General features: G+C 69.9%; 21 protein-coding genes. 13 read left to right on the top strand and 8 right to left on the bottom strand.

Annotation, left to right across the window (positions count from 1 at the left end):
• Window positions 1-270 precede the first annotated feature (270 nt).
• Window positions 271-1,071, top strand: a complete 801-nt coding sequence (locus E1181_RS32220) for an SDR family oxidoreductase (RefSeq protein ID WP_235876899.1) — start codon at window positions 271-273, stop codon at window positions 1,069-1,071.
• 111 nt (window positions 1,072-1,182) lie between these two features.
• On the opposite strand, the gene E1181_RS20310 is transcribed toward E1181_RS32220, so the two are convergent.
• The 3 genes from E1181_RS20310 to E1181_RS20300 are packed head-to-tail and all read right to left on the bottom strand — an operon-like array spanning window position 1,183 to window position 3,158.
• Window positions 1,183-1,677: a DUF1059 domain-containing protein gene (locus tag E1181_RS20310; protein WP_132677121.1), complete on the bottom strand. Its 495-nt coding sequence runs from the start codon at window positions 1,675-1,677 to the stop codon at window positions 1,183-1,185.
• 13 nt (window positions 1,678-1,690) lie between these two features.
• Window positions 1,691-2,215 carry a class I SAM-dependent methyltransferase gene (locus tag E1181_RS32215; RefSeq protein ID WP_235876904.1) on the bottom strand — a complete coding sequence of 175 codons (525 nt, stop codon included), beginning with the start codon at window positions 2,213-2,215 and terminating at the stop codon, window positions 1,691-1,693.
• The gene (locus E1181_RS20300) at window positions 2,112-3,158 is read right to left on the bottom strand and encodes a DMT family transporter (RefSeq protein ID WP_132677117.1); all 1,047 of its coding nucleotides are present in this window, start codon (window positions 3,156-3,158) and stop codon (window positions 2,112-2,114) included. Before E1181_RS20300 ends, E1181_RS32215 begins: the two co-directional genes overlap by 104 nt.
• A 64-nt stretch (window positions 3,159-3,222) precedes the next feature.
• Between E1181_RS20300 and E1181_RS20295 the strand changes: the two genes are divergently transcribed.
• From E1181_RS20295 to E1181_RS20275, 5 genes are all read left to right on the top strand, one after another.
• The gene (locus E1181_RS20295) at window positions 3,223-3,798 is read left to right on the top strand and encodes a TetR/AcrR family transcriptional regulator (protein WP_132677115.1); all 576 of its coding nucleotides are present in this window, start codon (window positions 3,223-3,225) and stop codon (window positions 3,796-3,798) included.
• 271 nt (window positions 3,799-4,069) lie between these two features.
• Window positions 4,070-4,375, top strand: coding sequence for a hypothetical protein (locus E1181_RS20290; RefSeq protein ID WP_132677113.1), 306 nt, complete (start codon window positions 4,070-4,072; stop codon window positions 4,373-4,375).
• Between the two features lie 78 nt (window positions 4,376-4,453).
• Window positions 4,454-5,047: a class I SAM-dependent methyltransferase gene (locus E1181_RS20285; protein ID WP_132677111.1), complete on the top strand. Its 594-nt coding sequence runs from the start codon at window positions 4,454-4,456 to the stop codon at window positions 5,045-5,047.
• Between the two features lie 106 nt (window positions 5,048-5,153).
• Entirely contained in the window at window positions 5,154-5,957 is an 804-nt protein-coding gene (locus E1181_RS20280) for a thioesterase family protein (RefSeq protein ID WP_132677109.1), read from the top strand.
• A 196-nt stretch (window positions 5,958-6,153) separates the two neighbouring features.
• Window positions 6,154-6,900 (top strand): D-Ala-D-Ala carboxypeptidase family metallohydrolase, encoded by a 747-nt coding sequence (locus E1181_RS20275; RefSeq protein WP_132677107.1) that lies wholly within the window; start codon window positions 6,154-6,156, stop codon window positions 6,898-6,900.
• A 610-nt stretch (window positions 6,901-7,510) separates the two neighbouring features.
• Here the strand turns inward: E1181_RS20275 and E1181_RS20270 are convergent.
• A complete protein-coding gene (locus E1181_RS20270; RefSeq protein WP_132626080.1) occupies window positions 7,511-7,726 on the bottom strand; it encodes a hypothetical protein in 216 nt (71 codons plus the stop codon).
• 11 nt (window positions 7,727-7,737) lie between these two features.
• Window positions 7,738-7,914, bottom strand: a complete 177-nt coding sequence (locus E1181_RS31505) for a hypothetical protein (RefSeq protein WP_165943724.1) — start codon at window positions 7,912-7,914, stop codon at window positions 7,738-7,740.
• 104 nt (window positions 7,915-8,018) lie between these two features.
• Between E1181_RS31505 and E1181_RS20265 the strand changes: the two genes are divergently transcribed.
• The 3 genes from E1181_RS20265 (at window position 8,019) to mshB (ending at window position 10,698) form a co-directional block, all read left to right on the top strand.
• The gene (locus E1181_RS20265) at window positions 8,019-8,750 is read left to right on the top strand and encodes a Clp protease N-terminal domain-containing protein (RefSeq protein WP_132677105.1); all 732 of its coding nucleotides are present in this window, start codon (window positions 8,019-8,021) and stop codon (window positions 8,748-8,750) included.
• Window positions 8,751-8,814: 64 nt separating this feature from the next.
• Entirely contained in the window at window positions 8,815-9,777 is a 963-nt protein-coding gene (locus E1181_RS20260) for a DUF3048 domain-containing protein (RefSeq protein ID WP_132677103.1), read from the top strand.
• 78 nt (window positions 9,778-9,855) lie between these two features.
• Complete coding sequence (mshB, locus tag E1181_RS20255; protein ID WP_132677131.1) at window positions 9,856-10,698, top strand: N-acetyl-1-D-myo-inositol-2-amino-2-deoxy-alpha-D-glucopyranoside deacetylase; 843 nt, start codon at window positions 9,856-9,858, stop codon at window positions 10,696-10,698.
• 181 nt (window positions 10,699-10,879) lie between these two features.
• Here mshB and E1181_RS20250 read toward each other — a convergent pair whose 3' ends face one another.
• Window positions 10,880-11,602, bottom strand: coding sequence for a maleylpyruvate isomerase family mycothiol-dependent enzyme (locus E1181_RS20250; RefSeq protein ID WP_132677101.1), 723 nt, complete (start codon window positions 11,600-11,602; stop codon window positions 10,880-10,882).
• Window positions 11,603-11,797: 195 nt separating this feature from the next.
• On the opposite strand from E1181_RS20250, the gene E1181_RS20245 reads away from it, so the two are divergent.
• The 3 genes from E1181_RS20245 to E1181_RS20235 all read left to right on the top strand — a co-directional run bounded on the left by E1181_RS20245 (window position 11,798) and on the right by E1181_RS20235 (window position 15,556).
• A complete protein-coding gene (locus E1181_RS20245) occupies window positions 11,798-13,369 on the top strand; it encodes an alpha/beta hydrolase (protein WP_235876898.1) in 1,572 nt (523 codons plus the stop codon).
• A 481-nt stretch (window positions 13,370-13,850) separates the two neighbouring features.
• Window positions 13,851-14,432, top strand: a complete 582-nt coding sequence (locus E1181_RS20240; protein ID WP_132677099.1) for a TMEM165/GDT1 family protein — start codon at window positions 13,851-13,853, stop codon at window positions 14,430-14,432.
• Between the two features lie 77 nt (window positions 14,433-14,509).
• A complete protein-coding gene (locus E1181_RS20235; protein WP_132677097.1) occupies window positions 14,510-15,556 on the top strand; it encodes a saccharopine dehydrogenase family protein in 1,047 nt (348 codons plus the stop codon).
• Window positions 15,557-15,568: 12 nt separating this feature from the next.
• Here the strand turns inward: E1181_RS20235 and E1181_RS20230 are convergent, their stop codons facing one another.
• Window positions 15,569-16,120, bottom strand: a complete 552-nt coding sequence (locus E1181_RS20230) for a VOC family protein (protein ID WP_132677095.1) — start codon at window positions 16,118-16,120, stop codon at window positions 15,569-15,571.
• A gap of 83 nt (window positions 16,121-16,203) precedes the next feature.
• On the opposite strand from E1181_RS20230, the gene E1181_RS20225 reads away from it, so the two are divergent.
• Entirely contained in the window at window positions 16,204-16,689 is a 486-nt protein-coding gene (locus E1181_RS20225; protein WP_132677093.1) for a GNAT family N-acetyltransferase, read from the top strand.
• Window positions 16,690-16,812: 123 nt separating this feature from the next.
• On the opposite strand, the gene E1181_RS20220 is transcribed toward E1181_RS20225, so the two are convergent.
• Window positions 16,813-18,024, bottom strand: coding sequence for a DUF2399 domain-containing protein (locus tag E1181_RS20220; protein WP_132677127.1), 1,212 nt, complete (start codon window positions 18,022-18,024; stop codon window positions 16,813-16,815).
• Between the last annotated feature and the right edge of the window lie 20 nt (window positions 18,025-18,044).

Raw genomic sequence — 18,044 nt, 5'->3', positions numbered from 1 at the left:
GCACGATGACACCTCGGGACTCCTCGGTAGAGCGGATGACTAGGCATCAACCGATCTACCAGGAGTCCCTTCTCATGCCCGCACCCACCCACCACCCAAGATCAAGTTCAGGAACAGGCTCTCAGGGGTGCAGTCGGGGTCGGCACGTTCGACGTCTTCTCCAGCCTCGACGGATTCGGCGCCGCCGGAGGCGACTGGACGGGTTACTGGGGCAAGCAGGGACCCGAACTACTCGATCACCGGCGCACCCTGCACGAGGGAGAGCAGCGGATGGTCTTCGGCGCGAACACGTATCGGGCGTTCGCGCAGATGCTCGCCGCGAGCGACGAGGACTCCGACGTGCGCGACGGCAAGAACGTTCTGATCACCGGAGGCACCAGCGGGATCGGGCTCGCCGGGGCGAAGCGCATCGCGGCCGAGAACGGCCGGGTGATCTTGACCGGTACTCACCCGCAACGACTCGCCCAGGCGCGCGAGGCCGTGCCCGAGGCCGAAGTGCTGGCGAACGACGCGGGTGACCCCGACGCCGCGGACGCGCTCGCGTCGGCGGTCGCCGATCGCGGTGGGCTCGACGGGCTCTGGCTCGACGCCGGCTACGCCGCGGTCGCCGAGGTCGACGAGATCGACGCCGCGTTCTTCGACCGGATGATGAACGCCAACGTGCGCGGCCCCGTCCTGCAGCTGGCCAGGCTGTCCGGGCACCTCAACGACGGCGCATCCGTGGTGGTCACCTCGTCGACCTCCACCTACGAAGGCTCCGGGATGGCCAGCGTCTACGCGGCCACGAAAGGCGCGCTGGTGGCCATGGCCCGCGGCTGGGCATCGGCGCTGGCTGCCCGCGGCATCCGCGTCAACGTCCTCGTCCCCGGCGCGATCGACACGCGGTTCCGCGATTTCATGCGTGAGGACGTGCGAGAGAGCTTCGAGCGCGATGTCATCGGCCGCGTGCCGCTCGCCCGCGTCGGGACACCGGAGGAGGCCGCAGCCGTCGCCCTGTTCCTGCTCTCCGACGACGCGACCTACGTCACCGCCAGCCAGTACGCCGTCGACGGCGGCCTCACCAAGCGATGAGATCACTGCGGCAGCCACGAGTTTTGATCTCCCGGTGATCAGCTCGGACGGGTGCTGACACCGATGGAAACGCCTGGCATCCGATGTGGATGCCAGGCGCGTTCGGTCTGCTCAGAGTGCTTCGGCGCGGACGACGTCGAGGTTGTGGAACGTCGGTTCGCCCTCGCAGAGGTCGCGCATGCGCTCCGAGAGCTCCTCGGTCTCGGGCAGGTGCGAATTGCGGATCGCCTCGTCGTAGGAGGGGAATTCGACCAGCTCGTAGTACAGATCCGGTTGTTCGTGGTCCTCGGCGAGCACCGCCCGGGTCGCCGTGCGCTTGCCGCCGGTGCGGACCTCCCACTCGTCCAGAAGCCGGCTCAACTCCTCGCGCCGGCGGGTCTTGAACTCGATCAGCTGGACGAACTGCATGCCGCCCCGGGTCGACCGGTCCTCGTCCTCGATCATGCCGCGCACCTGCTCGCGCAGCTCGGGGGTGTCCTCGTGCTCGTGCGCGGACACCGCGTGCTCGACGGCCGCGCGGACCACCTCGTCCTCCTCGCCGATGATGGTCAGCGAGCAGTTGATGTCACTGGGCGTCTTGCGGCAGTCCGCTACTTTCCTCGTCATCGTGGTTCCCTCCTCATGTCGCTCCGCGCAGCCACGCGATCTCGCGCACGTACTGCGGAGCGGGGTGCATCGCGACGCCCTGCACCAGCGGCGGTTTCGAGCGAAGCCAGGACCAGTCGACGTCGTGCGTGATGAGGCCGCCGTGCCGGAGGTGCATCAGGGCGTCGACGTCGAGCCGCGTGGTGGGGGCGGTGTCCAGGAACAGCAGTTGGCCGGTCGAGCGGAGCACCCTGGCGATCTCCCGCACCGCGAGGGCCGGACGCTTCGCGCGGGTGAGCGCGAAGCGGCAGACCACCACGTCGAAAGCCCTGTCCGGGAACGGCAGGTCTTCCGGTGCGGCGTCCACCTTCTCCGCCTGCAACGGGAGTTCGGAGGCTCGGACCTCGCCGGCTCCGACGAGCGCCAGGTGGCAGAGGTGCGCGTACGAGGGCAGATCATCGGGGTGGCTCGCGCCGATGTCGAGGACCCGGCCCGACGCCCGTCGTTCGGCCGACGTCCGGAACCGCTCCAGCGGCCCGGACGCCCGCTCGCTCGACACCGCGCTCGGCAGGAGTTCCGTCATGGACGAAGCATGTGCCCGCACCCACCGGACGACCAGAGGCTTTGGTCCGGCCCGGCGCGCCGCGGTCATCGTTCCTGCGGAGGGCGAGGACTCCGATCAGGGCCAGGAGGAAGCCGGGGATCGTGGTGAGCTGGAAGGCCTGATCGAGGGCGAGGGCGCTCCAGGTCGCGGCGACCGCCGGGGTCAGGAACAGCAGGGCGCTGACGGCGAGCGACCCCGAGCGGTCCAGGACCAGCAGGTAGCAGCCGTATCCGCCGACGAAGGGGAGCACGACCAGGAAGGCGACGGCGGTCCAGAACTCCGGTGCGGCGGGCGGGACGAATCCGCCTCCCGCGGCGGCGACGAGGCCGAAGCCCGCCAAGGCGGCGGCGGACTGCACGGTCAGCGAGTCGAGCAGGTCGTAGCCGCTGGGGCGGGGTCGTCGGTCGCCGAGCAGCGTCGCGGCGGTCAGGGCGACCATGCCCGCGACGACCGCGAGAACGCCGAGCAGGCCCCCTCCCGCGCCGATGTCGGCCACGACCACCAGCCCGACACCGGTGACCCCGGCGGCGAGACCGAGAACTCTTCGCGCTCCGAGGGATTCGTGCGCGGCTCTGCTGCTGATCACCGCGACGAGCACCGGTTGCAGCGAGGCGATCAGCGCGCTGGTGCCGGCCGGAACGCCGAGCGACGCGCCGTGGAAGACACCGGAGAGGTAGACGGCCTGGCCGAGCACCCCGAGCACGATCTCCCGGACCAGGAACGCGCGGCCGTACCGGCGGCGTCTCGCCACAGCGATGACCAGCAAGATCGCGGCCGTCACCGCGTAGCGCCAGAACAGGCTGGTGTTGGCGGAGGCGCCGGTGTCGGCCGCCATGCCCGCGCCGACGAAACCGGAACTCCAGAAGACGACGAAGGCGATCGGAAGCAGTGCTCGCATGTCGCCAAGTAACCATACCGGTCGGTATACTCGCAGTGTCCTGTTCTCAGACGGGGGAGTGACGATGGCGAGGACGGCGAATCCGGACACACCCGCGGGGAGGAAGATCCTCGAAGTCGCCGGGGTGCTGTTCTACGAGCGAGGCATCGGAGCGGTCGGGGTCGACCTGATCGCCGAGGAGGCGGGCACCACCAAGAAGACCCTCTACGACCGCTTCGGCTCGAAGGACGCCCTGGTCGCGGCCTACCTCAAGCGTCGCGAGCAGCGCTGGGAGGAGTTCCTCGGCGAGTGGATGCGCGCTCACCACCCCGAATCGGGGCTCGACAAGGTGCTGGCCGTGCTCGACGCCGAGGAGGCGTGGTGGGCGGGCAGCAGGCGGGGCTGCGCGTTCGTCAACGCCCACGCCGAGCTCGGCGAGAGCGACCACCCTGGCCGCGAAGTGCTGCGCGAGGGCAAGCGCCGAGCCCGCGCGAAGTTCGTCGCCCTGCTCGCCGAATCCGGGGTTCCGGACGCGGAAAACCTCGGGGCCCGGGTCCACATGGTCTACGAGGGGGCCATGGTCAACCTCACCGTCGGCGGGATGACGGACGCCTTCGACGAGGCGAGGGAGACGATCCGCGTCCTGGTCGGGGAGAGGTGAGGCAACGGGCGGTTCTGGTCCGAACTGACCGGGCGCAACGGGTCTCGATCATGGCCGGTTCGGGCCGAAACCGCCGCCTGGCGCCCGCCCCGGAGGTCCGGCGGGGCGATCGCCCGCCGCTGGCCTGCACCCGTCGGGGGCGAGGCCGCGCTCCGGTGATCGGCCGTTCGGGTGGCGGCTGATCGATCTCCCCGCGTGCGGACGTCCTCGTCGCGGATGATCAACACCGCCGCGCCGAACCGGGCCGGCGAGCACCACTGGGGAGAAGAACATGCCGAAGATCAAGCTGACCAGGCTCAAGGCCATCAACAACGAGGACAACGTCGGGTGCGACCACCCGTACCTCAAGCTCGACGGGGACGTCGTGTGGGGCCCGGAGCGGGTGTGCGAGGAGTTCGACATCGAGATCACCGACGTCAACCGCTCCTTCTCGGGGTCCGTCACCGTGGAGCTGTGGGAAGAGGACGACGTCGACGGCGACGACCTGCTGGGCAGGCACAGCCTGAAGAGCGGCAGCGGCTCGGTCGAGTTCACCCGCGACGGAGCCCACTACACGCTGGGCTACGCCATCAAGTAGCGGCAGCCGCTCGGCGGAGGCCGCGCTCCACAGCGGCTTCCGCCGAGCCCTCGGCTACGAGCGTGAAACAGTCCTGACGTGCTGAAACATCGGTGGAACCACAACACCAACTACCATCGGTTGGTTCTCGAGTCCTTGCCATCGGGTGCGCGGACAGCGTTGGACGTGGGGACCGGAGATGGGCTGCTAGCGGGCGAATTGCGCGAGAAGGTGCCCGAAGTGGTCGCCATCGATTCGGATTCCGATGTCCTCGACAGGGCGCGCGCATCCGGTGCGGACGTCCGGTGGGTGCACGGCGATGTCATGACCCATTCGCTGGAGCTCGCGCACTACGACCTCGTTGCCGCGATCGCAACGGTGCACCACTTGCCCGAGCTGAGCGAAGCGCTCACCCGGTTCGCGGACCTGGCGAAGCCGGGTGGCGTCGTCGTGGTGATCGGATGCGCCCGGTCGTCGGGCATTGGCGACCACCTGATCGACGCAGTCGGCGTTCTGCAGCACCAGGTCCTGTCGCGAACGCGCGGGTTCTGGCAGCACACCGCTACTACCGTGACGCGATTTCCCCACACCTACGAACAGGTGCGCCACACCGCGGCGGATTCGCTACCCGGTGTGCGATGGAGGCGGCTTCCACTGTTCCGGTACGCGCTCACGTGGACGAAGTCAGGCTGAGCAGCACGTCACCCGGGTCGTGATTCCGGTCCTGTTTGGGTTTTGCGGGTGCTGTGGGCCCATATCCTGGGGCGGCACATTCCGCTGAACGGGGGAGCGCAGTTCGTTGGTCGAGACGGTTGGGGACAGGTCCGGGTACTTCGAGCGCACCGGGGAGGGCCGGTACAAGCCGACCGCTCACGTGGGTGGGGCTTGGCGGACCGATGAGCAGCACTTCAGCCCTCTCGGCGGCCTCATCGTGCACGCCATCGAGCAGGCCCGGGCGGCTGAGGGGCGTCCGGAGCTGCTGATGAGCCGGATCAGCTTCGACATCCTCGGCAAGATCGCGCTGGAGGAGTTCGACGTCCACGTCGAGACCGTCCGGCCGGGCAAGACCATCGAGCTCACCGAGGCCACCGTGGTCATCGGCGGGCGGGCCGTCGTGCGGGCCCGCGCCTGGCTGCTGGCGGCCGTGGACACCGACGTCGTCGCCGGGGGCGCGCCGGACGCGCTGACCCCGCCGGAGCAGTTGGAGCCGTGGGCGATGGGTTCGGTGTGGTCCGGCGGTTTCATCGAGTCGCTGCACACCCGCGTCGTCGGCCGCCCGCAGCCCGGGCGCACCACCGCGTGGGTGACCACCGGTCACGCCCTCGTCGAGGGCGAGGAGGTCAGCCCGCTCGCCTCGTTCGTCGCGCTGATCGACACCGCCAACGGCATCGCCGTGCGCCAGGAACCCACCAAGTGGATGTTCCCCAACGTCGACCTGACCATCCACCTCCACCGCCAGCCCGAGGGCGGCTGGACCGGTCTCGACACCCGGGTCACCTTCGGATCCAGCGGTCAGGGCCTGACCAGCACCGATCTGCACGACGTCCACGGCCCGGTGGGTCACGCGGAGCAGATCCTCACCGTGCGTCCCCTGACGACCTGAAGCGGCGCCCCGCGCTAGGGGTTGCTGCGGGGTGGGGCATGGGCCGCCGGTGCCGCGGCGGATCGGCCGTCTGGACGGCGGGATTCGACCGGAGCGTGGCTTTTGTGGTGAATTCCTGACAGAACGGCGAGTTCGCAGGTCTCTTCCGGGAGTATCCGCAGCTGCAGATGATCCTTTGCAGCGAGAGGTGTCCCGCATGAAGACCCGATTAGCCGGTGCGACCGCAGCCCTCGTGGCCGGTGCCGTCGCATCCTTCGTCGCGCCCGTGGCGGTCTCGTCCCCGGCCGCTCCCGCGCCGACCGCCGACGGCTGCTACTCCTGGAGCAAGACCCTGAGCGAGGGCGCCTCCGGTGACGACGTGCGCAACCTGCAGATCAGGGTGGCCGGTTACCCCGGCAGCGGCGGAAGCCTCGCCATCGACGGCGTTTTCGGTCCCGGCACCAAGGACGCCGTCGTCCGGTTCCAGCAGGCCTACGGCCTGCCCGCGGACGGCGTCGCCGGCGAGTCGACCTTCGCCAAGATCTACGAGCTGCAGGACGACGACTGCTCGCCGGTCAACTTCGACTACTCCGAGCTCAACACCTGCAACTCCGACTGGTCCGGCGGCAAGCTCTCGGCCGACGAGGCCAAGGCCAACGCGTTGGTGACCATGTGGAAGCTGCAGGCCATGCGGCACGCGATGGGCGACGCGGCGATCCAGGTGAACGGCGGCTTCCGCAGCGTTTCCTGCAACGACTCCGTCGGCGGCGCCCCGAACAGCCGCCACCTCTACGGCGACGCCGCCGACCTCGGCGCCGGATCGCAGGGCTTCTGCGCGTTGGCGCTGCAGGCCCGCGACCACGGCTTCGGGGAGATCCTCGGACCGGGCTACCCCGGCCACGACGACCACGTGCACGTCGCCGGTGGAGCCGACACCTGGTCGGCGCCGGACTGCGGTCTCTGACAAGCGCTTTCGCGCTGCGGGCACCCGGGTTCGCCGGGTGCCCGCGCTGCATCGGTAGGCGAACGACAGGTGTTCGCGCGATGACGGAGAGGTGTTGCGCGGGTGCGGCGGGCATGACGTGTGACGCGACTATCCGCTGTCACCGCTAACAACTCCGCGCCACGTCCGACATACTGGTTGAAGCTTCCGCGGTGTCGTTGGGAGCGTTCCGCGGGAAGCCGGCCACCCGGACAGGTGCGCAACGCCGCTCCCGCCGTCATCACGAACTGCCGACCGCGGTTCGCCGCGCCCGGAAGCGGCGGACCGGTGCACGACCCTGCCTTCCCCAGACCTCCGCTCCTCGTCGTGCGCCGCTGGCGTGGGGAGCGAGAAGCGGGCCGCACCCGCTCCACTGCGCGGCCCGCCCTGACCGGGCGCGGACCGAACCCCCAGTCGGACCCCCGGTCAGCGGAAACGAGGCGGGACCCTGTTCCCCCGGGGTCCCGGCTCGTGAATCCCCCAGTGGGGATTGAGCGGGCCGGACGGAGTGATCCCCCCAACCTCCGATCCGGCCCGTTCACCTTCTGCGCCGACATGCGCGGCGGTTTCCCGGAAAGGGTGGATTCGCCGCTCAGGCAGGGGGTTCGATGCCTCGGATGTAGCCCTTGCCCGTGCACTGGGGGCAGGTGCGCCACTCGGCCATGGTCATGCCGGTCTGCATCTCCTCGGTCGCCTGGATCATGTACAGGCGCGGATCGCTGATCTTCTTGAGGCCGCCGCAGGTGAAGCACAGGGCGTTGGGCCCGTTGGCCTCGATACCGGCGTCGTCGCCACCCTCGTCCGACATGGGGTTGATCCTCACACGGGCGGCCCGCCGCCCCGCTGTCGGCCCGGGGTTTCCCGGCAGTAGGGGCAGCGCCCCAAGGCCATCACCGTGGACACCTCGCCGGTGTCGAGCGCGAGGAATCGCCGGGCCACCTTGATGTTGCCCGTGCCGCTGCACCCTCGGCATTCCGAGTCCTCTTCCTCGGACATCCGCGCTCACCTCCGTCGCTCCGACGCTACCGCCGGGCGGTCCACTCCGTCGATTTCGTCAACCTGCGGTTGACGAACGACGAATGTCAACCTATGGTTGACACATGACGGACAAGAAGCAGATCCCGGGAACCATCCGGCTGGACGACCTCATCGAGGGGATCAAGAAGGCCAACGACGACGCTCTCTCCCAGCTGGAAGGGGCGGTGATCGTCGCGGACCACCTCGGCGAGCTCGCCGACCACCTCATCGGCCACTTCGTCGACCAGGCCCGCCGATCCGGGGCGTCCTGGACCGACATCGGGCACAGCATGGGAGTGTCGAAGCAGGCCGCGCAGAAGCGCTTCGTGGCCAAGGGCTCTGACGATCCCGGCCTCGATTCCGGCGCCGGTTTCAGCAAGTTCACCCCACGCGCGCGCAACGTCGTCGTGCTCTCGCAGGAAGCCGCCCACAAGGCCCGCAACGACGAGATCCGGGTGGAGCACCTGGTCCTCGGCCTGCTCGGCGAGCCGGAAGCCGTGGCCGCCAAGGTGATCCAGTCCCAGGGCGCCGACCTCGACGCGGTCCGCGAGGCCGCCGCGGCCGCGCTTCCCGACGGCGTCGAGACCACGCCCGCGCTGATCCCCTTCGACGCCTCCGCCAAGAAGGTCCTGGAGCTGACCCTCCGCGAAGCCCTCCGGCTCGGCCACAACTACATCGGCACCGAGCACATCCTGCTCGCGCTGCTGGAGCACGAGGACGGCGACGGCATCCTCTCCGGCTTCGGCGTCGACAAGCGGACGTCGGAAACCCGGATCACCGCCGCCATCGAGGAGATCGTGCGCCAGCAGTCCTGAAGCTGGGCCGTTCGGCCGCTTGTTCTCCTCCGCCGGCCGGGTGAGGCTACGCGGTGGAGGGGCGATGTGGGTTTTGCGCGTGATCGGCACCCTGGTGTCGGCAGGTCTGCTGGTCGTCGCGGGACTGGCGCTGCAGCCGACCGAGACCGTGTCGTTGCCGATCATCGACCCGGTGCCGCAACCCGCACCTGAACCGCCGCCTCCACCGCCACCGCCGCCCGGACCTCCGGTGCTCGCGGTCAAGATCGACAACGCCCCGCAGGCGCGCCCGCACACCGGGACCGGTGCCGCCGACGTGATCTACGTCGAACCGGTCGAGGCCGGGATCAGCCGCTTGATCGGCATCTTCGCCTCGCGCACGCCGCCCGTGGTCGGTCCGGTGCGCAGCGCCCGGCAGACCGATCTGCGCCTGCTTCCCCAGTTCGGCCGACCCACGCTCGCCTTCTCCGGCGCCGCGCCGGAACTGCTGCCCGAGATCGGGCGTTCCTCGGTCAACAACGCCTCGCAGCAGACGATTCCCGGTGCGTTCTACCGGGGTTCGGGCGTGGCTCCGCACAACCTGTTCGCCCGGACCGACCGGCTGCCGCCCGGTGCCGGGTGGTCACCTGCCTCGCCGCTGGTGTTCGGGCCAGCTCCGACGGCCGGCGGGGTGCCCACCGGGCACGAGGAGATCGCCTACCGCTTCGCGCGCGTCGGGTTCGACTGGGACGGCGGGCGCTGGCTGGTGTCGATGGACGGGCGGCCCTACGTCACCACCGACAGCGGCCGCGGTGCCGCGAGCACCGTTGTGCTGCAAGAGGTCCCGGTGTTCAGCTCGCCGTTCCAGGACGTGTCGGGCAACGTCTCGCCGTTCGCCGAGACCGTTGGCGGCGGGCGAGCCGTGGTGCTGCGCGACGGGCTGAAGTTCAACGCGCACTGGAACCGACCGGCGCCGGAAGCGGGCACGTCGTTCACCACCGAGGCGGGCGAGCCGATGCGGTTCGCGCCCGGCCAGGTGTGGGTCGTGCTCGTGCCGAAGGCTCCGTGAGCGCGCGACGAACGCCACATCGCCCGCCCCTGTCGGTGTCAGTCGCTACTCTCGGATTACATGAGCGATCGCCGTTTGCTGCTGGTTCACGCCCATCCCGATGACGAGGCCACCGGGACCGGCGCCACCATGGCCCGCTACAGCGCCGAAGGCGCCACCGTCAGCCTCGTGACCTGCACCAGCGGAGAACTGGGTGAGGTCATCGACGACGACCTCGCGCACCTGCGCGACAACCCCCAGGCGCTCGGGGAGTACCGGCGCGGCGAGATCGAGCGCGCCCTGGTCGAGCTCGGCGACATCCGCCAGCACTGGTTGGGCGGACCCGGCCGCTTCCACGACAGCGGCATGGCCGGGGAGGAGTCCAACAACGCCGCGGGTGCTTTCGCCACCGCCGACCCGGCGGAGGTGACCCGCGCGATGGTCGCGGTCCTGCGCGCCGAGCGCCCGCAGGTGGCCGTCACCTACGACCAGAACGGCGGCTACGGCCACCCCGACCACATCGCCGCGCACAAGGCGCTCATGGGCGCCCTCGGCCCCGCCGCCGACCCGGACTACGAACCGGACCTCGGCGAGGCGTGGGACGTTCCCAAGGTGTACTGGACGGCGATGCCGCGCTCGCTGCTCAAGCGCGCCGTCGAGGAGGGCCTGCTGTCCGAGGACGCGGTCGCCGCCTTCGAGCCGAGCACCGTCCCCGACGAAGACCTGACCACGCAGATCGACGGTCGCGAGTTCCACGCCAACAAGCTCGCGGCCCTGCGCACCTACCGCAGCCAGGTCAACATCGACGACGACGGCTTCTTCGCGAAGATGGTCAACGACCCCGAATTCGGACGCGAGCACTACCTCCTGGTCCGAGGTGAGCGGGGACCGGGCGAAGGTCCCTTCGACTGGGAGACCGATCTGTTCTCCGGCCTCGACTAGGAATTGTTTTGCTTGGCGGTGTGGGTAGCAGAACCTGAGCGGCTTCTTGGTCTCCGTGCGCCGCTCCTGATGCATGCCAACGGCGTCACGGCGCACCGCCACGAAACCGCTCAGGACCTGCGGCGGTGCCGGCTGAGTCCCACACCTGGAACAGCGGCTCCGCCGCATTCTTGAGCAGGGACTAACCGGCGGCGAGTCGGGATCGGTCGGCTGGGGCTGGGGGCCGTGGCCACGGGCCGAGGTCGGGCAGGTCGCCGGTGGGCAGTCGCTGGGCGGGCCGCCCGGCCAGCCACGCGGCCAAATCCTGCGCCCTGCCGGTGATCTCGGTGTCGGCCACCGCGCTGATCTCACCGGCGGCGGACCAGCGGCGCGGGCCGTCGGTCTGCCGCAGCGCGACACCCTCCGGCAGGCGGGGCAGCAGGAATTCGATGGTGTGGTGGCAGAACTCCTCGGTCCACTCCTGCGGTCCCACGCCCAGGTCCAGGTCCACCAGGTGGATCCACACCTCGCGCCAGCGCATCAGCACGATCTCGGACAGCTCGCCGTTGCGGAAGCGCACCGGGCGCTCCCAGTCGGCGGGGGAGGCGTGCGACCACACGGCTTCCAGCACGCCGATGTGGCGGTTCAGGCCGTCGTGGTGGGAGAAGGCGTTCCCGCCCGACAGCCCTTCGATGATGGCGTCGCGCTCGGCCTGCCCGCCTTCGTAGGCGTCGACGAGTTCGCCGTTCAGCGCCAGCGAGCAGACCCGCGCGAAGGCCCGGGCGTTGTCGGTCAGATGTGCCAGCACGTGCCCGCGGGACCAACCCGGCAGGAGTGAGGGGGCGGCCACCTGCTCATCGGTGAGCATGGCGGTGAGGCCGAGCAGCCGCCGGTGGCCCTCTGCAACAGCTTTCAACGGAGGCATCACGCGGCGTGATCCTAGGGGCGGATCGGGGATTTGAAACCACCTCGGCTCGATCGGTACCCGAAAGAGGCTACTGGGACGGTTATCAAACCGTGTTGTCGCGAAACAGGATTCGTGCGTTCTGCGGTGTCGAAGATCGTCTTCTCCATTGTTTGATCTGCGAAAGATCAAGCAACTGAGAAGAGGAGGGTGCGCGTGGCGAAGCGACGCGTGCGATTACGCAGAGCGCTGGCCGTCGCGGCGAGTGCGCTGGTCACGGGGACCGCCGTGGTCGCGGGCACGTCGGTGGCGCAGGCGTCACCGGTGTCCTGGGGGCCGTGCGATCGGGCCGCGCTCGAAGAAGTTCCGATCACCGAACGGCATCTGTTCAGCTGTGCGAAGTACCCGGTCCCGGTCGATCACGCCGATCCCAGCGGGGGAACCGTCGACATCGCGATGATGCGCCGGGCCGCGACCGAGCAAACCGGACGAATCGGCTCGTTGTTCCTCAACCCCGGTGGCCCCGGCGGTGCCGGGTTCGACATGCCGGTCGGCGCCGTGGACCGCTTCGACCCGGCCGTGCTGAAGCGCTTCGACATCATCGGGTTCGACTCGCGCGGCATCGACCGCAGCACCAGGATGCGCTGCTTCAGCAACGCCGAGCAGGCGGAGGAGGTGCTGGGCCGCATGTCGTCGGTGCCGGTCACCGGCGAGCAGATCAGCAGCACCATGGACGCCTACGGCGATTACGGCGACGCCTGCGCGAAGAACGCGGGCGAGCTGCAGCGGCACATGAGCACCGCCGACGTCGCTCGAGACCTGGACCTGATGCGCGCCGGAGTCGGCGACGAGCAGCTCAACTTCGTCGGCTTCTCCTACGGAACGCTGCTCGGCGCGACCTACGTCGCCACGTTCCCGGAGCGCAGCCGCGCGATCGTGCTCGACGGCAACGTCGATCCGGCGCTGCGCACCGCTGACGGCGTGCAGTACGACCGGGAGCGGGCGGGCGGTTTCGAGCTCGCGCTGGACGGTTTCCTCCAGCGCTGCGCCGCCGAGGCGAGCAAGTGCGCGTTCGGCGAAGGCGACGTGCGGGCGAAGTTCGACGAGATCCGCGAGGTCCTGCGGCGGGGTCCGATCACCATGCCCGACGGCTCGAAGATCACCCTGGACCAGTTCACCGACGGCGTCAGCAGCGCGCTGTACGACCCGGAGCAGTTCCGGCAGCTGGCCAGCGATCTGCAGGCCCTGCACCTGCAGCTGCATCCCAAGGCCGGGCTGATCCCCGACCTGCTGCGGGTGCTGCACCTGCCCTCCGGCAAGCACCGCTTCGACGGCGGCGACGCCGAGGGGTCGTACGTCGACGACTCGTACTTCGCGGTCAACTGCACCGACAAGCCGATCCCGAAGGCGCCGGAGCGGGTTCCGACCATCGCCGCGCAGTGGGAGGCCGAGTCGCCGACCTTCGGCCGCACCCAGGCGTTCAGCGATCTCGCCGGCTGCTCGCAGTGGCCGCCGACCAGCCCCGACGTGCACCGCGATCCGTGGGAGAACCGGGCGGCCAACCCGGTGCTGCTGTTCGGCAACTTCTACGACCCGGCGACGCGGTACGAGTTCTCCCGTCGGATGGAGAAGGAATTGGGCAACGCGCGATTGGTCAGCGTCGACGCCTTCGGGCACTGCATCCTCGGCGACAGCTCCTGCGCCGACAGCCGCGCCGCCGACTACCTGATCAACCTGCGCGTCCCGCAGCCGGGCGAGCTCTGCCAACCGGACGAGCAGCCGTTCTGACCTCCGGGCGTGGCAGGAACCAGACGAGGCCGTCGCTCCGAGGAGAAGGAGCGACGGCCTCGCATTGGTAGGGGTCGATGCGCCGGTCGCCTCTCGGCGATAGGCGCGACGCGGCTCCAGCCGGACGGTATTCCGCGAAGGCGGTTGATGAGGCCCGGGGACACGGAACGCATCGACCAACGGGTTCAACGGGCCGGGTCGCGGTGTTGTTCCGGACTCCGGCGGTGACCCCGCTCTCATCGCTCCGGCGCATTCGACTTTGCGGGATGCCGAAAAGCGCGTTTGGTGAAATGGAAATAGAAGTTCCTCCGCGCCCCGAGCTTTTACGATTCCGATCTTTTCGGTAAGGTCATTCTCGGTTGAAGGGGAGTAGTCCGCGAATTCGCGGTCGACATGATGGTGCGCCGTTATCGCACCCGGTCGCGAGCCTTGCGTTCGAGGTGGGCGAGACCTTCGGAATTGCTGGAAGGTGTGTCCCACCATGCTCGGAAGTGTTGCCTTGAGCTCGGCTGCCATTTTCGTGGCAGAACTCGGTGACAAGTCGCAATTGATGGCGATGACGTTCGCCACCCGATATCGGTGGTGGCAGGTGCTGCTCGGCATCACCGTCGCCACCACTGCCGTGCACGCCATTTCGGTGGCGCTCGGATTCGGTCTCGGCGAACTGCTGCCGACCGAGTGGATCGCGCTGATCGCCGGTATCGCCTTCCTGTTCTTCGCGGCCTGGACGCTGCGCGGCGACCACCTCACCGAGGACGACGAGCGCAAGGCCAACCGACGGTTCGGCTCCGCGGTGATGGTCGTGACGCTGGCGTTCTTCCTCGCCGAGCTCGGCGACAAGACGATGCTCGCGACCGTGACCCTCGCCACCCACCACGACTGGCTCGGCACCTGGATCGGCTCGACGATCGGGATGGTGCTGGCCGACGCGCTGGCGATCGGCGTCGGGCTGCTGCTCGGACGCCACCTGCCGGAGAAGGCCGTCCGCTACGGCGCCACCGCTCTGTTCGTCCTCTTCGGGGGCTGGCTGATCATCGACTCGCTCATCGAGCTGAACGGGTGATCGGCGATACGCCGGGCAACCCGTGACTCCGCGCTGCGGTGTTCGTTAGCGGGGTGAGCACGGCGAGAGGACCCGCGATGACCTGGATGATCTACGGCGCGAACGGCTTCACCGGACGACTGGTGGCCGATCTGGCGGTCGAGCGCGGCGAACGCCCGGTGGTCGCCGGCCGCGACCCGGGCAAGGTGGCCGCCTTCGCCGCCCCGCGCGGACTGGAATCGCGGATCTTCGACCTCTCCGAACCGGCGCGGGTCGCAGAGATGCTGCACGACATCGACGTCGTCGCGCACTGCGCCGGGCCGTTCTCGGCGACCTCGGCGCCGATGGTCGAGGCGTGCCTGCGGTCGGGCACCCACTACCTGGACATCACCGGGGAGATCGACGTCTTCGAGTCGATCTTCGCCCGCGATGCCGAGGCCCGCGACGCCGGTGTGGTGCTGCTGCCCGGTGCCGGGTTCGACGTGGTGCCCACCGACTGCCTCGCCGCCATGGTCTCCGCCGAGCTCCCCGGCGCCACCAGCCTCGACCTGGCCTTCCAGGCGGGCGGGCGGATCAGCCCCGGCACGCTCAAGAGCGCCCTGGAAGGCGCCGCGCTCGGCGGACGCGCCCGCGTCGGCGGAGAGCTGCGCACCGTTCCGCTGGCGTGGCGGCGTCGCGAGGTGGCGTTCCCGTCCGGACCGCGCCAGGTGACCTCGCTGCCCTGGGGAGACGTGGCGACCGCCTACCGCAGCACCGGCATCGGCACGATCACGACGTTCACGCGGCTGCCGATCCCCGACCTCGGCGAGGGGCTCGGGAAGGTCAGCCAGTCGGTGCTGGGATCGTCTCCGGTCCAGCGGGTCGGCAAGGCGGCGATCGGTGCTTTCGTCAAGGGGCCGGGGAAGGGGACCCGCTCGCACAGCTGGGTCGAGGTCTACGCCGAAGCCACCGACGACGCCGGGCGCTCGGTGTCGGCCGCCCTGATCGGGCCGGACACCTACGACATGACCGCCGACTCGGTGCTCCGCGCGATCAACGCCCTCGCGGCCGACTCCCCGGCCCCGGGAGCGCACACCCCTTCGACCGCCTTCGGCCGGGACTTCATCCGCCGACTGCACGGGGTCAAGATCATCGAACCCGCCTGAGGCGCAACTCGCTCAGTGCGAGAGCGGCCGGAGCATGCCGGGGTGGGGTTCCTCGTTGTGCAGGAACTCCAGGTAGGGGCCTTCGCCGGTGGGCGGGCGCAAGGACGCGAACTCGCCGTGCTCGGCGATGATGTCGTAGTCGAGCTGCTCGGCCCACGCCCTGGCCTGCTCGCGGGGGTCGGTGGTCTCCACGACCACCGCGGCCAGCGGGCCGGTGAAGGCGTAGGCCTTGCGCGGTTCCAGGACGCACAGCTCGTTGCCCTCGACGTCGGCCATCACCACCCACGGGACCTCGGTGCTCTGCCCGATGTCGGCGAACCGCGCGCCGTGGTTGAACAGGCGTTCCACGAGGTGGGTCTGGTCACCGTGCGACTCGCTGCGCAGGTCCAGGTGCACGTCGTTCTGCCTGCTCTTGGGCTCGGACGCGGGCACGAACCGCAGCGGAACGCCGGGTCCGTCGGGCCGCACCTCCGTCTCGCCCACCATGGTCCAGCCGAGCACCTCGGCCCACCAGCGCGCCAGCCACTCCGGCTCCTGCGCGGCGAACTCCACCACCAACGGCATACCGGGAAACTACCCGAAACGGACGTCGAAGCCGCGTCGGAAAACGGTTGGCACCTGAGCGGTGGATCGTCGAGGCTGGACGCATGGAGATCAGGGAGGCCGCAGCGGCTGATTGGGATGCGATCTGGCCGTTCATGCGGAGGATCGTGGTTGCGGGGGAGACGTTCTCGTGGGAGCGGGACCTCGATGAGAAGCGAGCCCGGGAGCGGTGGTTCCCGGCCCCGCCGTGGCGAACCGTCGTGGCCGTCGAGGACGGCAGGGTGCTGGGAACGGCGATCTCCGGTCCGAACCGGGAGGGGCCGGGCGCGCACGTGGCGACCGCGAGCTTCATGGTCGACCCGGACACCGGCGGACGCGGTGTCGGCCGCGCCCTGGGGCGTCACGTCCTGGGGCGGGCTGAGGCGGACGGGTTCCGGGCGATGCAGTTCAACGCCGTCGTCGAGACCAACACCCGCGCCGTCGAGCTGTGGAAGTCCCTCGGCATGGAGATCGCCACGACCCTCCCCGAGGCCTTCCACCACCCGACCCGCGGCTACGTCGGCCTCCACGTCATGTACCGGCGCTTCTGACACCGGGAAGCCCGTCGGCTCGGGCGTGTCTGCGCAGGTCAGGGTGGTGGCGTTCGAATTTCGCGCGAAATTCGAGTCCGAACTTCGGCGTTCGAATTTCGCGCGAAATTCGAATCGGCCGGGTCAGAGGCCGTTGCGGAGGTCGGTGAGCAGGGGTTGGAGGGTCTGCTCCTCCTCGATGGCTCTGGACGTGGTGGACATGAGGTCGGCGAGCTGCGGGTCCCACGGGGTGGGGACCGGGCTGCCGATGAGGTTCGGGAGGTCCGTGCGGTCCTGGGCCGCTCGGTCGAGGGCCGCGCGGTAGTCGTCGCCGGACATGCGCCACGGGGTGGCGCCGTGGCGTTGGGCCGTGAGGGCGGCGGCGATGCCCGGCCAGTCGAAGTCGGCGTGCACGTGCAGGACGGCGCCGTCGCCGGACAACCGGTCGAGCAGTTCGCGGGCCGTCGTCGAGGGCAGGCCCGACAGGCAGATCACCGGGTGGCGCAGGCTCTCCCGGACGGCCGCCTCCAGGACGCGGGGGTGCTCGCAGACCGCGATCGCCGTGCCGTCCGCGACCAGCCGAGCTGGGGCGACGTCCAGGTCCAGGTGCGTCAGGTGCGCCGGCAGTCCGAGTTCGGTGCGGGTGCGGACGCCCGCCGACCAGGCGTCGTCGCCGGAGACCGGCAGCGCCCAGGTCAGGACCGTGGACGACACGGCGTCGGGAGCGACGCCGCAGCGTTCCCAGAGGGCCCTGCGGTCGCGTTCGTTGCCGGGAGGCTCGATGCCCTGGGCCAGCGCGGCGGCCTTGAGCACGACCCTGCTCAGCGCGGTCCCGTCGTCCAGCGAGTGCGGGAAGCCGGTCCGCCCCGCCAGCGCCGCCCGCGAGGTCCAGGAGCGCGGCGGTTCGGTCAGCGACATCGCCGTCAGCACTCGGGCGGCGGCGTGCGTGATGCCGGTCAGCTCGGATTCGGCGATCCGCCCGTACTGCCGCATCCACCGCAACCACGGCACCGCCCAGGACGCGCCCGCGAGCCCGTGCTCGTCGAGCACCGGCAGCAGCTCGTCGGCCGTCTCCGGCGCGGGCTCGGCCACCGCGACCGAACCGTGCAACGCCTCGATCACCTGGGAAAGACCGACGCCGAACCGGTTCCGCAGCGATTCGTCCAGTTTGGACACGCTGATCCGGGTGCCCTCGCCCCACATCGGGCGCCCGTAGAGCTCACCGACCGCCGCGCGGGTGGCGTCGTCGGGCAGCTCCAGCCGGAACGTCGGCTTCGACCCCGACATCGCCTCCCGCGCAGCCGCCCACAGGCCCTGCAACTCCGCGACGTCGAGCGCGTCCCGGACCTCGTCCATGCCGGCCACGGCGAAACCTC

The sequence above is a fragment of the Saccharopolyspora terrae genome (genome assembly GCF_004348435.1).
In the GTDB taxonomy this organism is placed as follows: domain Bacteria; phylum Actinomycetota; class Actinomycetes; order Mycobacteriales; family Pseudonocardiaceae; genus Saccharopolyspora; species Saccharopolyspora endophytica.
Note: the sequence above shows the minus strand (reverse complement) of the source record. Positions and strands in the feature narration are given on the sequence as shown.

Coding starts and splice junctions, on each gene's coding strand:
- E1181_RS32220 (WP_235876899.1), top strand. CDS start 271: ATGGTCTTCGGCGCGAACACGTATCGGGCGTTCGCGCAGATGCTCGCC.
- E1181_RS20310 (WP_132677121.1), bottom strand. CDS start 1,677: ATGACGAGGAAAGTAGCGGACTGCCGCAAGACGCCCAGTGACATCAAC.
- E1181_RS20300 (WP_132677117.1), bottom strand. CDS start 3,158: ATGCGAGCACTGCTTCCGATCGCCTTCGTCGTCTTCTGGAGTTCCGGT.
- E1181_RS20295 (WP_132677115.1), top strand. CDS start 3,223: ATGGCGAGGACGGCGAATCCGGACACACCCGCGGGGAGGAAGATCCTC.
- E1181_RS20290 (WP_132677113.1), top strand. CDS start 4,070: ATGCCGAAGATCAAGCTGACCAGGCTCAAGGCCATCAACAACGAGGAC.
- E1181_RS20275 (WP_132677107.1), top strand. CDS start 6,154: ATGAAGACCCGATTAGCCGGTGCGACCGCAGCCCTCGTGGCCGGTGCC.
- E1181_RS20270 (WP_132626080.1), bottom strand. CDS start 7,726: ATGTCGGACGAGGGTGGCGACGACGCCGGTATCGAGGCCAACGGGCCC.
- E1181_RS31505 (WP_165943724.1), bottom strand. CDS start 7,914: ATGTCCGAGGAAGAGGACTCGGAATGCCGAGGGTGCAGCGGCACGGGC.
- E1181_RS20265 (WP_132677105.1), top strand. CDS start 8,019: ATGACGGACAAGAAGCAGATCCCGGGAACCATCCGGCTGGACGACCTC.
- E1181_RS20260 (WP_132677103.1), top strand. CDS start 8,815: ATGTGGGTTTTGCGCGTGATCGGCACCCTGGTGTCGGCAGGTCTGCTG.
- E1181_RS20250 (WP_132677101.1), bottom strand. CDS start 11,602: ATGCCTCCGTTGAAAGCTGTTGCAGAGGGCCACCGGCGGCTGCTCGGC.
- E1181_RS20240 (WP_132677099.1), top strand. CDS start 13,851: ATGCTCGGAAGTGTTGCCTTGAGCTCGGCTGCCATTTTCGTGGCAGAA.
- E1181_RS20235 (WP_132677097.1), top strand. CDS start 14,510: ATGACCTGGATGATCTACGGCGCGAACGGCTTCACCGGACGACTGGTG.
- E1181_RS20230 (WP_132677095.1), bottom strand. CDS start 16,120: ATGCCGTTGGTGGTGGAGTTCGCCGCGCAGGAGCCGGAGTGGCTGGCG.
- E1181_RS20225 (WP_132677093.1), top strand. CDS start 16,204: ATGGAGATCAGGGAGGCCGCAGCGGCTGATTGGGATGCGATCTGGCCG.
- E1181_RS20220 (WP_132677127.1), bottom strand. CDS start 18,024: ATGGACGAGGTCCGGGACGCGCTCGACGTCGCGGAGTTGCAGGGCCTG.